Origin of the sequence: Nocardia sp. NPDC059764 (genome assembly GCF_042732555.1) — a bacterium.
In the GTDB taxonomy this organism is placed as follows: Bacteria; Actinomycetota; Actinomycetes; order Mycobacteriales; family Mycobacteriaceae; genus Nocardia.
The window spans coordinates 17,726-31,032 of the sequence record NZ_JBHWHH010000081.1 but is presented as its reverse complement, the minus strand read 5'-3'; the positions used below and the strand labels follow the sequence as shown (position 1 = coordinate 31,032).

The 13,307-nt window shown below is 67.3% G+C and carries 9 protein-coding genes; all 9 read right to left on the bottom strand.

The features are described 5' to 3' along the window. Positions 1-715: TauD/TfdA family dioxygenase (locus tag ACFV4K_RS19380; protein ID WP_379276501.1), on the bottom strand; the 715-nt coding region annotated here is incomplete at its 3' end. Beyond that, a complete protein-coding gene (locus ACFV4K_RS19375; protein WP_379276502.1) occupies positions 712-1,788 on the bottom strand; it encodes a hydrolase in 1,077 nt (358 codons plus the stop codon). The genes ACFV4K_RS19380 and ACFV4K_RS19375, both read right to left, overlap by 4 nt. A gap of 53 nt (positions 1,789-1,841) precedes the next feature. Then, positions 1,842-2,969 (bottom strand): zinc-binding dehydrogenase, encoded by a 1,128-nt coding sequence (locus ACFV4K_RS19370; protein WP_379276500.1) that lies wholly within the window; start codon positions 2,967-2,969, stop codon positions 1,842-1,844. Further along, entirely contained in the window at positions 2,966-3,769 is an 804-nt protein-coding gene (locus ACFV4K_RS19365) for a phytanoyl-CoA dioxygenase family protein (protein ID WP_379276499.1), read from the bottom strand. The genes ACFV4K_RS19370 and ACFV4K_RS19365 overlap by 4 nt, the downstream gene beginning before the upstream one ends. A 19-nt stretch (positions 3,770-3,788) precedes the next feature. Continuing rightward, entirely contained in the window at positions 3,789-4,028 is a 240-nt protein-coding gene (locus ACFV4K_RS19360) for an acyl carrier protein (protein ID WP_379276498.1), read from the bottom strand. After that, on the bottom strand, positions 4,025-7,786 hold the full coding sequence (locus ACFV4K_RS19355; protein ID WP_379276497.1) for an amino acid adenylation domain-containing protein: 3,762 nt from the start codon (positions 7,784-7,786) through the stop codon (positions 4,025-4,027). The genes ACFV4K_RS19360 and ACFV4K_RS19355 overlap by 4 nt, the downstream gene beginning before the upstream one ends. Next, the gene (locus tag ACFV4K_RS19350) at positions 7,783-10,884 is read right to left on the bottom strand and encodes an AMP-binding protein (protein ID WP_379276496.1); all 3,102 of its coding nucleotides are present in this window, start codon (positions 10,882-10,884) and stop codon (positions 7,783-7,785) included. The genes ACFV4K_RS19355 and ACFV4K_RS19350 overlap by 4 nt, the downstream gene beginning before the upstream one ends. Beyond that, a complete protein-coding gene (locus ACFV4K_RS19345; RefSeq protein WP_379276495.1) occupies positions 10,881-12,365 on the bottom strand; it encodes a class I adenylate-forming enzyme family protein in 1,485 nt (494 codons plus the stop codon). Before ACFV4K_RS19345 ends, ACFV4K_RS19350 begins: the two co-directional genes overlap by 4 nt. Next, positions 12,365-13,288 (bottom strand): enoyl-CoA hydratase/isomerase family protein, encoded by a 924-nt coding sequence (locus ACFV4K_RS19340; protein ID WP_379276493.1) that lies wholly within the window; start codon positions 13,286-13,288, stop codon positions 12,365-12,367. Before ACFV4K_RS19340 ends, ACFV4K_RS19345 begins: the two co-directional genes overlap by 1 nt. Between the last annotated feature and the right edge of the window lie 19 nt (positions 13,289-13,307).

The window sequence follows — 13,307 nt, the reverse complement described above, 5'->3', positions numbered from 1 at the left end:
CCTCTCTGCCGTGCAGCACTCGCCGGTTGTCGAGCACCAGCACCTGACCGACTTCCCATTTGTGCCGGTACATCACTTCTGACCGACTCAAAACCTCAGCCAATTTCGCGAAAAGCTCGAGACTCTGCTCGCCGCTGTAGCCGACGACCGCCGCACCGAAATTTCTGGTCTCGTCCTCCGGATAAGCAACTCCCAGATGAAGCGTGTCGGCTCCAGTGACCGGATCCACACGAATGGGCGCGCGTACCGGATTTCCTTCTGAATTCCGCACATAGAACCCGGTGACATTCGCCCAATATTCGATTTCGATATTCCGCAGCGTTTCGACCAACGCGGCGGGCGCGACCTCGAAGAACGCCGCGCTGCGCGCGATCAACGTCTCCCCACCCTGCTCCGGCGCTTCCAAGCATTCCATCCCGATATAACTGACATCGGTGGCGTTCAGAATGGCGTCCGCGTGCATCGGGATGGCGCCGGTCCGGAACTGGGAGTTGTCGGTCCCGGGCCGCTGCTCCATCGTCAGCTTGGTGCCGAACTGGTACGGCACCGGATCCCCCAGCGCCGCCATGATCTGTTCGAGGGACAGAGAGTCGGGGGCACCCGGTTCCAGTACCGCGAACCCGTACCGCGCCAATACCTCTCGGTACGAGGACTGTGGGCCACGATCGCAACGCGTGCCCGTGGCGAGTTCCCCCGCGTCGATAATCGCTGTCACCGCTCCAGATTTTCCCGTGAGTACCCCACCGCGGCCGGTCCGAATTGCAGCGCCGCGTGCCCGCCCGCGGTGTGGATATCGCGCCACAGTCGTTGCAGACCGCCCCGGGCGCTGTGGCCCTTGGTGCCCGAACTGCGCATGAGCCGGTCCACCGCCGTGATGAGCAGATCCGCGGCCAGCGCACAGTCGCGCTGGTTCCGCACCACGTCGGCCTGGCCGACCTGCGCCGCCGTATCAGCGATGCCGACCACACGGTCCAGAATCAGTTCCGCCGCATCGATTTCGCCGGAACTGCGCGCGAAGACCTCCCGCAGGTGCGCCAGCACCGGATCCGTGCCCGGCGGCCGGTCGCGCAGTTTGGGCTGTATCAATCGCGCCCATTGCGCGAGCGCGCCGCGCGCCGCGCCGAGCATCGGCAGACAGAACAGCAGCGAGTTCACCGCCAGCATCGGCACCGCCCGGCCGTCCGGCCCCGGCGCGGGCGCGTCGACCTCGGTGACCATCGCGTACGGAAAACTCATCCATACCGGCACGAAGACCTGATCGACGACGACCGAATGACTGCCCGTCGCACACATTCCGACGTCGTCCCAGGTCGCTTCGATACCCACGGCCGCGCACGGTACGACGAACATGCGCACCGTCGTCGCGTTGTCCTCGGTCGCAGTGGCCGACAGCAGCACCCAATCCGCGTGTTCACACCCGCTCACCAGCGGCCAGACGCCCGAGAGCAACCATCCGCCGTTCGCCGATTCCGCGGTGCCCCGGGGAGCCACACCGCCCGCGATGAAGACATCCGGTCCAGCGCCCCAGAGTTGGCGACGGCCGTCCGGGGAGAGATAGCCGGCGGTTCGGGCCATGAGCGCCATCACGACCGCGCACCAGGCAGTCGCCGGGCATTCCGCGCCGATGATGGTCGCGGCTTCCTTCAGTTCGGCGAACGTTCCGCCCGGGCCGCCGAGCCGCAAAGGCACGCAGTGCCGGGCGAACCCGGCCGCCACCACGGCCCGAATCACCACAGGTGACGGCGAATACGCGGCTTCGGCCGCGTCGGCGTGTTCGGCGGCTAGCATGGCCACGTCCCGCGCTCTGTCCACCAGCGGTGAACGAATCAACACCGACTCGTTCAACGGCGCTCCCGGTTACTGTCGGCGGACCCGCACGCGAGCACCGCCTTCATGACCGAGCCGTCGGCAACGGCGGCGAGCGCGTTCTCGACCCGGTCCAGCGGAAACAGCGTGACCAGTGACGCGAGATCGAATCGCCCGGCCAGCATGGGCAGCAGTTGCAGGTACCGGACCAGGTGCGCGCCCGAGAAGGCCCACGATCCGTAGATGTCGAGCTGCCGGTACACGATCTGATGCGGGTTGAAGGCGGTGTCACCGGCGTCGGTGTACTGCCCGACGATGACCATCGATCCACCGCGGCGGGCGAAGCTGAAGCCCTCCTGTACCGCGGCGGGGACGCCGGTGCACTCGATGACGAGATCGGCACCGCCCCGGCACAATTCGTTGACCAGCCCCAGCGCGGCGTTCCGGTCGGCGGCGTCGATGACGTTCACATGATGATCACCGATTCCCGCGCGGGCGGCGAGCTCCAAGCGCGCGGCGGGACCGCCGATGAGTACCACCTCGGCCGCGCCCGAACACTGCGCGATGGCGGCGGCGGCCAGACCGACCGGCCCACTGCCCTGTACGACAACGGTTTCGCCCACCCGGACGGGTCGCCGGTCGAAGAGCGCGTGCACCATCGTCGGACCCGCGCACGCGAAGGCCATGGCGGCGATCGGGTCGATATCGTCGGGAACCTTGACGATCGTGGTGCCGGCGCGCAGCAGGATATGGTCGGCCCAGGACCCGAACAGTCCCGGGGCGACGGTGGCGGGACGGTTGACGCCGCAGGTCTGCCGCGCCGGGCACAGCGTCGGTTCCCGCAGGTCGCGACAGGCGGTACAGCTGCCGCAGGAAACGGACGACGCCCACATCACCAGGTCCCCGGCTGCCAGCGGCAGGCCGTTGGAGTCGGCGACGGCGTCGGGTCCGAGCTCCTGAATCCGGCCGAAACCCTCGTGCCCCAGGACGAGCGGCGTCGGGATCGGCAAGTGCCCCTGTTGCAGGTGCAGGTCCGTGCCGCAGACGCCGCCGTACTCGCAGGCGACCACGATATCGGCGCCTTCGACCTCGGTGAGCGCGAACTCTCGAACGACCGGTGGCACACCGAATTCCTCGAGTACAATTGCTCTGGACTTGGTCATAGTGCTGCCTCCATCGAATCGTGGGCCGCGGAACCGGTGACGGTCAGCGCCGCGGTATCCCGGCCGACCAGGTATTCCGGACGTTCTGTCGCGGGCAGGTTCCGGCTGTGGTTGTAGGTGATGATCAGCAATCGGCGGTCGGCCGGCGACATGTTCGTCGGCGAGGAGTGCACGATCTCCGGGTGGAAGTAGACGACCGACCCGGCCTCGGCCCGAATGCTTCGAATGCCGTTGCGGTCGATCAGTCGTGCCAGCTCGTCCGCGCCGAGGGCGATGTCGGCCGGATCGAAATGCTGTCCGGGTGTCATCGCACCGCCCCCCGCGCGGAGGGTGAGTCCCGCCTTGTGTGAACCCGGAATGAAGTACAGCGGCCCGTTGAACTCGGTCGAATCATCCAGCAGCACCGCCACGTTCACCAGGTTCGGTGCGGGCAGCCGGTCCGCGATCTTCCAAGCCGCGTAGTCCTGATGCCAGTCGACCTTGTTGTTGCCCAGCGCTGATTTGACGTTGATCTTCAGCTGGTAGACGTACACCCCATCGGTCTCCAGCAGCTGATGCACCGGCGTCAGCAGTGTGGCCGAACGGACGAGGGCGGCGAATTCGGTGCGCCGCAGATGCGCCGCGTACAGCGCGCCGACCCGGCCGGAGTCCGGTTCCATGACCACGTGCGGGCCGTCCAGCTCGAGGTCTTCGGAGTAGCCGGTGGCCAGGGTCTCGACCTCGGCGGCGGTGAAAGCCGACGGCACGACGGTGAAGCCGTCACGTTCGTACCCGGCCAGCTGGTCTTCTGACAGTTTCATCGTTTGCCCTTCTTGGTTTTCACACCAGGTGTCGATTTACTTCCGCTTCGAGGCGCGCGACGGTGACCGGCTGGGCGAAGAACCCGGAGGCTTCGAACTCGATGTCGAACCGCTCCTCGAGCGCCGTGAGAATCCGGACGAGGTTCACCGAGTTGACCCCGGCCGCGATCAGGTCCACCTCGTCCTCGCCGTCCGCGAGTTCGCATCCCCGCGTGCGTAGTTCGCCGATGATCACCGAGCGCACCGCTGTATCAGTCACAAGATTCCGTTCTCGATTGCCGCCCGCACCCGCTGTGCGTTCGTCGGTTCGAACACCTCGAAATGCCCGCCGTCCAGCACGTCGGTCGTGACGTGTCCGGCGTTGTGCCGCCACCCGTTCGGGTCGATTTCGGCCGGTTGCTCGCGGGCGCGCAACTCGACGACGGGTGTGGTGCGCGGGGTCGGCGTCCAGTCGCGCAACAGCAGCAGGTTCTGGCGATAGACCTCGAATCTGTTCCGCAGGGCCGGATCCACGTTGATCGCCTCGGTGCCGACGTCGACACCACCGGCGCGGGCGATGTCGCCGATGAAGCCGTCGATCAGCTCCGCCTCGGTGGCGCCGCGGTGCCGCGCCGGGGCGGTCACGGGGGTATCGATGACCACCACGGTCCGGACGTCGTACGTGTTGCGCCCGGCGGCTTCGTACGCCAGTGCGCCGCCGAACGACCAGCCGACGAAAACACAGGGGATGTCGGAGTTCTCGAGCTCGACCGGCAAGGCCGCGAGGCAGACCGCGGCCAATGCGGGCAGATCCGCAGCCGGGACGTCCTGTGGCCGGTCCATTCCGATGACGTGGACGTCGAAATCGGCGGGCAGCCCGCTGATAACCGGCGAATAGCAGGAGACCCCACCGCCGACCGGCGGAAACAGGATCACCCGCCCGCGCGGGCTCGCGACCGCGCGGGGCGCGAAACTCCATACCGCCGAACTGTTCCCGGACCGGGCGTGCGCGCACATCGTGGCCAGACCCGCAATGGTCGGGTCGGTGAGGAATTCACCGAAGGACACCTCGTATCCCCACCGGCTGCGCAGCAGCGACAGCAGGCGAATGGCGTCGAAGGAGCTGCCACCCGCGTCGAAGAAGTTCTGTGTCCCCGCCGGTCTGCCGAGAATCGTCGACCAACAGGCCGAAACCTCCTGGCTGTGCATGCCGGTCTCTTCCGGTGCGGCGGTCGCGTCCGGATCGGCATCGAGAATCGGTGCGAGCGAACGCAATCCGCGATAGTCGACCTTGCCGTTGCTTGTCAGTGGAATCTCGTCCACCTCGATGAGGGCGTACGGCACCATGTACGAGGGCAGTTCGTCGCGCAGCGCGGCGGTGATCGCTCGTCGCCAATCGGCTCCGGCCGTTGCCGACAGCGTCAGGTAGGCGACGACCCCGCGGCCGTCCGCCGAGACGCTCGCCGCACACCGCCGCGCGTATCCCGTCGCGGTGAGCGCGGATTCGATCTCACCCAGCTCGACGCGATAACCATTGACCTTGACCTGGCTGTCCACCCGGCCGAGGAACTCGATGACGCCGTCCGGTGCGCGCCGCCCGCGATCACCGGTGCGATAGATCCATCCGTACCGCGGATCGTGCGCGAACGCGGCGGCGGTTCGCTCCGGATCGTTCAGATAGCCGTCGGCGACACCGGCACCGGCGATGTAGATCTCGCCGATGTGCCAGTCCGGGCAGGATCGACGGTCCGGGTCCAGGACGAGGATGTCCTGCCCGGACAGCGGCCTACCGTACGGAATCGACCGCCCAGTGCAGTCGGCCGGTGTGATCCGGTGGTGGATGGACCAGATCGAGCCTTCGGTCGCACCGCCGAGACTGATCATCTCGGCGTCGGGCGACAACCGATTCAATCCCGCTGGGAGGGTGAGCGGAATCCAGTCGCCGCTGAGCATGTATGCCCGGATCGAAGGCAGCGCCCCACCTTGCTCGGCGAGCAGTGCCGCCAGGGCTGGGGCCGAATTCCACACCGTTACACCGTGATCCGCGACCACTCGGGCCCAGGCTGCCGGGGTGCGAGCGGTCGACTCCGACAGCATGGCCACGGTTCCGCCGACGAGCAGTGGGCCGAACACGTCGTAGACCGACAGGTCGAATCCGATCGAGGACACGGACAGCACGCTGTCGTGCGGGCGGAGCTCGAGCAGGGCGTTGATCGCGTCGATCGTGTTGAGCGCCGCGTCATGTCGAATGACCACGCCCTTGGGCTCTCCGGTGGATCCGGACGTGAAGATCACATAGGCCACCGCGGCGGCATCGTACTCAGGATCCGCCGGGGCCGCGCGAACCGATTCGAATACCATGGCCTGCAGGGGAAGAACCCCCCGGACGCGCCAGCGATCGTCGATGTCGGCGGTGCCGTCGGTGAGCGCGAATCGAATATCGGCGTGCCGGGCGATTCGATCGAGGCGTCCGTCGGGGAGTCCGAGATCCAAAGGGACATACACGCATCCGGCGAGCAGTGTGCCTAGGATCGCGACCACCTGCTCACGCCCACGGGATTGGTGGATGCCGACATGATCGCCGCGGCTCGCACCGGCGTCCCGCAATCGCTGTGCGAGGTCGATCGCGGCGGCGGCGAGCGTGGCATAGGTGATTTCGCCGCGGTCGTCTCGTACGGCGGGCGCGTCGGGCGTACGCGCGGCCGTTTCGAGGATGCGCCGGTGCAGGGTCGCCCCGGGGCCGGCGGGGGCCGCGATCGTGGGGGCGGCCGCGATCGCTTCCGGTTCGGGCGGACCGACCCAGGCGAACTCGGTATCCGCCAGGTCGGCGACGATGCGCGCGTAGCTGTCGACGAAATCGTCCATGAATCCCGCGTCGAACGCCGCCGAGCGCCAGTCGAATCCCAATCGAATACTGCCGTCCGAATCCATGACGACCTGGTGATCGATCAGCACCTGCGGCACCCGCAGCTGCACGGTGTCCCAATCCCGCCGCAGCCCGGCCGCGACTTCCCGAACGCTGTCGGTCTCCACCGCGGTGAACGCGAAAGGATGGGCCAGGCGCTGGAAGCTGGTGGCCGAATCCCCCAAACGGGCGATCTCGGCGCCGCTGAGCGAGGTGTGGAACGACTGTTCCAGGAAGCGGCTCTGCACTTCCCGCGCGAGCGTGACGAAATCCTGTCCGCACAGCTCGGGTATCGCCAAGGGCGCGGTGCCACCGTAGTTCCCGATCGCACCTTCCGCACCGGAACGGTCTCGTTGTGAACGCAGCACCGTGATCGTGTGCGCCACCCCGCCACCGACCGCACCCAGGAGGGTGCCGTAGACGGTCAGATAGATCATAGGAACCGTCAGGCCGTGCGCGCGGCCGCGCGCCGCGATTCGCGTGGCGACCGCCGCGTCGAAGCACAGCATGCGATGGGTGATGGCGCGATGCGATTGCCGCCAGCCCGGCCGTAGCGGCACCTCGGCCGCGTCGGGCAGGGTCGGTGCGACCGCCCGCCAATAGTTTTCGTCGCGTTCGCGCCGCCGCCGGTCCACGGCCCGCCAGCCCGGATCGACGGCGGTCACCGGCTTTTCCGAGATCAGACCCCGCAGAAACTGGCTCAGCGACGCCGCGTCCATCAGCCACATCGCGTAGACCAGATGGATGCGTGCCCGCCGCGGCGACGCCACAACCGCCACCCGCAACTGCGGCCAGGTGGCGAATTCGAGGTCATCCGAACGGAATTCGTCACTGACGCGGGCATCTGTGGAATCGAGGGCCGACTCCGTTACGATCCACTGCTCGACGACCAGGCCCGAGCCATCGCCGATGGGGGTCGGCGTCAGGTCCGCGCCCACGGCCATGCGAAGGATGGGATGCTCGCGAACCAGTCGGTCCAGCCGCTCCTGAATGCCCGCGACGAGCGCGATATCGATATCGCAGGCAAGGTAGTAGCGCGCGGGGCCGCGCAGTTCCAGACCGTCCTGATCGCCGACCAGATAGGCCCGCTGGATCGGTCCGAGCACGAAGTCGGTGGTGAAGGTCGAAGTCACGAGATCAGCTCCTCGGCGCGGTTGTCAGCTGCGGCGGCCGCGTCTGCCGCGGCCCGCCCGGTCCGGATCGTCCGCAGGAAGGTGCGGTGGAAGTGGTCGATGACCTCGGCACCGGGGCCGGCGATGCCGCGCCGGTAGTAGTAGGTCATGACCAGCTCGGGGCCGGAGAGCTGCAATTCGCCCTGTAGTTGGTAGCGCAGTGCGCGCCCCAGCGACCGGGGCGTCCACACCCCGAGCGCACGCGGACGCTGCCCGCGCGCGGTCAGGCGTTGATTGAACAGGACCGTGGACAGCGGATAGCGGCCGTCATCGTCCAGTTCGAGTTCGGTGATCCGCTGGTCGAACTCCCATTCGCTGTGGACCATGCCGTCCGCGAGCTGCCCGGCCAGCGCCGAACTGTTCGGCAGCAGTGCGGGCGAGCCCGTCCCGCGCACGATCAGCTGGGTCATGAACAGCCCGACGGCCGCCGCGTCGACATCTCGGCGCACCTGCCCGGGCACCACGACGGCGACCCGATCGATCCCGAACACCTCGGCGGTGGTCATCTCGAACGCGGCCAGCGCCACGGCGAACGAGGAGACCCCGAGTTGCCGGGCCATCTGATGCACGGCCCGGGTGCACAGCACACCCAGTGGCAGGGAGGTCAATTCCCCGGTGGCCGAGGCACTGTCGGTCGATTCCGGGAGCCGGACCGGGCTGATGTCCCGCAGCAGTGTGCGCCAGTAGTCCGCCGCCGCACCGGGCCGGTCCGGGCGCGGTGTCGCGAGGCAATAGTCGACATAGCTGCCGGGATTCGCGGACAGTTCCCGTTCGCGGCCCGTCAGCAGTGCGGTCAGCTCGTCGGACAGCACGTCCATGCCGAGTCCGTCCACGAACAGGTGGTGCGCGACCAGCACGATCGAACACCCGTCCACCCCGAGCAGGAGCAGTACCCGCAACGGCGGCGGGGAGGTCGGATCGATCAGTTCCGCCGCCAGCTCGGCCCGCGAGTCCCGGACGCGGGCGTCATAGCCCGGTTCCATGACGCTGAATCCGGTTTCCTGCAACGCAATTCGAGCATTCAGTGCCGCCGCAGCGGTGTGGGTCTGGGCTTTCCAGTCCGCCGACAGCGCCAAGCCGAGCACATCGTGCCGGGCGAACAGCCCGCCGATCGCGCCGGACAACTCGGTCGCGGACACGCGGCGGTCGAGCCGGATCTCGCGGGAGATATTGCACCAGTTGGCATTACCGTTCGCCATGCACACCCAGATGTAGGCGAGCTGCCGCGTGGACAGCGGGTAGGTCTCTGCCGGCCAGGTCCGCGATGCGCCGGTCGGAGTGACGGCGGTGGAGCCGGATGCAGCGGCGTTGCGCCTGCTGCGTTCGATCTCGCGCCCCAGCCCGGCCAGGTCCCGAGCCGCGAAGCAGTCGTGCACCGAAAGGCGAGTCTCGAAGCGACGGTTGATCTTCGCGACGAGATCGAGCATTTCCAGCGAGGAGATCCCCGCGTCGGCGAATCCGATCGTCTCGGTGTCGAGCCCGAACAGCGAACGCAGGCTCGAACCCGGGTCCTGCTGCGATGATCCCGGATCGACCTCGACCGCGGCGGACGGAACCGGCGCGCTCAGCGATTCGAGCAATGCCCGGCGATCGACCTTGCCATTGCGCAGCATCGGTAGCTCCGAGCGCAGGTGCAGATCGTAGCGCGGCAACCGTAAATCCGAGGCTATGCGCCCAATCTCGGTGCGCAATGCCGCGTACGCGCGATCGGAGTCGCCCACCGAGACGAAGACCTGTGGGCCGTCGTGGTCGACCACCACGCACTGCCGCACCTCGGGCTCGGCCTCGACCGCTTCGGTGAAGTCATGGAACGAGACGCGCTTGCCGCCGAACTTGATGTCGTTGCGGCACCGTCCGATGACCACCAATTCCCCTTGTGCACTGAGGTATCCGAGGTCGCCGGTGGCCAGTGGGGAATCGAAGGCGACTATCGTGTGCGCGGCGTCGGCGGCGGGGGCGTCGCCGAGCGCGCCCAGGGCGGGCGCGACCGAGGAGATCAGCACCTCGCCGACGCCTTCGTCATCGGGATCGGCGAGACCGACCACGACACCCGGGCGCGGAATCCCGACCGGAATCGACGTGCTCCCCGACTCGACCGGGCGCTCGGCATGGCGTCGAAAGAACTGTGCGAGGGTCGCTTCCGTCTGACCGTAGAGATTCACGATCTCGGCGTGGGGCGCGATCGTGAGCCACTGCTCGGCCACCCGGCGGCCCAGGACCTCGCCCGCGAAGAAGATCAGGCGCAGGTCGGTGAGCCGCGCGGTGTCGAAACGGGGTTCGGCCGCGAGCCGAGTCGCGATCGAGGGCACCAGGAACAGCAGGGTGGGTCTCGACTCGAGCAGGTGGTCGGCCATCCTCGGCAGATCCCATTGCACATCGATGGGCGGCAGGCACAGGGTGCCGCCCGCGCCGAGCACGCCGAGTATTTCGCGCAGGGACGGATCGAAGTTCACCCGCGTGACCGCGGCGCACCGGTCATTCGCGGTCAATTCGAATTCCGTGCGGAACCATTGGAGGAACTCGTGCAGTCCGCGTCGGCTGCCGACAATGGCTTTCGGTTCGCCGGTCGAGCCGGAGGTGGGAATCACGTACCCCGAGTCGGGGTCGTCGAAGGACCGCAGCGGGCCTCGGACAGCGGCCTCGGACTCGGCCAGGACGCGCCCACCGACCGATTCCAGCACCAGCTCCACGGTGCCGGAATCCACTGTGTGGCAGTGGTCCACGGGCGTCACGTCGGTGCTGATCACCACCGCGGGCCGGGTGCGCCGCATCAGCCACAGGTATTGCTCCGCGCTCAGGCCCGCGTCGACCGGTATCGGAACTCCGCCCGCCCGCCAGGTCGCGAGGAGCCCGACGACATATGCGGGACACAGCGGACCCATCACCATGACGCCGGCACCGGCACAGCCCGCCGAGAGCAGCCGCTCAGCCAGCTCGGCGACCGCGTCCTCGAGGTGCGATTGGGTGAGGCTCGCACCGCACCATTCGAGGGCGACCCCTGCGTCCCGTGGGACCGCTGCGGTTCCACCCCGCTGGGGTATCCCGTCCACGCCGGTCATAGCGCCAGTTCCTCGGTCTGAAAGGCCCGCCGCACCGCGTCGTAGTCGATCTTGCCGATCGGGGTTCGAGGCACGGCGGCCGTCACCCGATACAGCTGCGGCAGCTGGTACGGCAGCAGTCGCGAACTCGCCTGTCTGCGCACGTGATCCAGCTCGACGGCCGAGTCGACCACGATCAGTGCCGCGATCTGCTCACCGTTCGCGCCGTCGGAAACCCCGACGACCGCGCAATCGAGCACACCGTCGCACTCGCGCACCGCGGCTTCGACCTCCAGCGGCGCGACCTTGCTGCCCGCGACATTGATGAAGGTGGACATGCGCCCGCGCACATACCAGCCCTCGGGCCGCACCTCGATCAGATCGTGGGTGCGCAGCCAGCCATCCACGAACATCTCCGACTCTGCGGCGGCGTCCCGGTAGTACCCCCGGGCCAGCGAGGGACCACGGACGTAGAGCTCGGACAGTTGCTCGCCGTCCGCGAACACTTCGACCGGCGCCAGCCGAAACTCCGTGTCCAGTAGCGGCTTTCCAATGGTTCCCGCACCCATGCAGGCGGCGTCGTGGGTCAGCGCCCCGATCTCGGACAGCCCGTAGACCTGGCGCAGCGGCAGCCCGAACCGCTCGCGGAACACCGCCTGGGTGTCCGCGGCGATCGGGGCGCTGCCGGTGATCGCCACCCGGAGCGAGGCGAGCGCGGCGGGCTCGACACCCGAGGTCGCGGCGAGCATCTGGTACATCACCGGAAGTCCGCTGACCACGCTGACCTCGTGAGCCTTGATCATGCGGGCCAGACCACGTCCGGTGAGGCGCGCGGCCCGCGCATACACGATCGTCGAACCACTCAGCAGCGCGGGCAGCGTCAGGATGTCGATGCCGTGGCAGTGCCACAGCGGCAGCGCACAGAGCACGACATCGTCAGGGCCCAAAGCTATTTCGCGCGACCACGAACGAACCCGCGCCATGATCGCCGACTGGCTCAGCACGATGCCCTTGGGTTCACCGGTCGATCCGGAGGTGCAGTGGATCACGAAATCGTCGGGCTGGTACCCGTTCCGGGCCGAGTCCTGACCGTCACGCGGCGGAATCGGTTCGATCTCGAAAGCGCCACCCCCGGCGGGCGCCTCGACCACCAGCGCGTCGAGATCGAACTTAGCTGCCCGCCTGACCTTTTCATCGGGTGTGAACCGGCTGTCCAACAGGACCGCCACCAGGTCAAGCTTCGCGGCCGCGAAGTACACGGCGAGAAATGTGAAGGGATCGTCCACTGCCACACCGAGAATGCGACAACCCGGGGCAGCGGGGCCGGTGAGATGCGCCGCTGCGGCATCGGTGGCCTCGAGCAATCGGCCGTAGGTCGAGGCCGCACCGTCGTATCCGATCACCGCCGGTGCGTCGGGTGACCCCAGCGCCACGGCTCGCAGCGCCGAATACAGCGCGGTACCGACCGTGTCCCCGGCTGTGGCAGTGTGACGATCGTTCATTACGACACCGCGCCAACCGCTTCGGTGTTGCCCAGGCCGAGCACATTGTTGAAGTGCTTGTGCATCGCCCTGGCGCGGAAGGCCTCCCGGTGCACCGCTTTCGACTGTTCTCGAGTGTTCTCGAGAGCATTGCGCAGCCGGTCGGTGAGCACCTTCTTGGTCGCAGAGAACCCCGCACGCGGGTACTTGCCCATGCGGACCGCCCGCTGTACGGCACGCTCGACGAGGAACTCCGGCTCGCACACCTCGTCGGCCATGCGCAGGCTCAGCGCGTGTTCGGCACTGATCGGCCGGCACGACATGACGATATGGCGCGAGACGTCGTAGCCCGAGGTGGTGGCGAAGATGGTCGCACCGACCGAGGCGCCGATACCGTGCTCGAGCTCGGGCATGAACATATCCGCCCGGGTCGACATGATTCGCCAGTCGAACATCATGGCGAGCTGGAATCCGAGCCCGACGGCGTGGTGGTCTATGGCCGCCACCAGGGGTTTGCGCACATCCAGGACCGAGAGGTACAGATCGGTGCACCAATCGATCAGATCGTTCACAGCCTCGTCGCCCTCGACCTCGCGCACCTCGTTGAAGTCGCCGCCCGCGCTGAAACAACGATCCTTACCGCCGGTCATGACAATGGCGGAGACGCTGTCGTCGGCGTCCGCTTCGCGCAGTGCGTTGCTGATGGTCGCCGCGAAGCTCTTTCCCACCGGATTCGTGGGCTTTTCATGCGCCAGCGTGAGAATGCGAATGCCTTGGACGTCTTCGACCTTGATATTGGTCATGACAGTTACCGATCCTTTCAAAATCGACCGCAGAACGAACGAGTAGGAAGATTTGCGCAGCTCGAATACACCGAAGAATGGCGAATAGATAACTCCCGCAGACGGATAGAGTTGAAGACTTCCGAAGGGGGTGCCTGGCAATTGTTACAGGCGGAGAGGG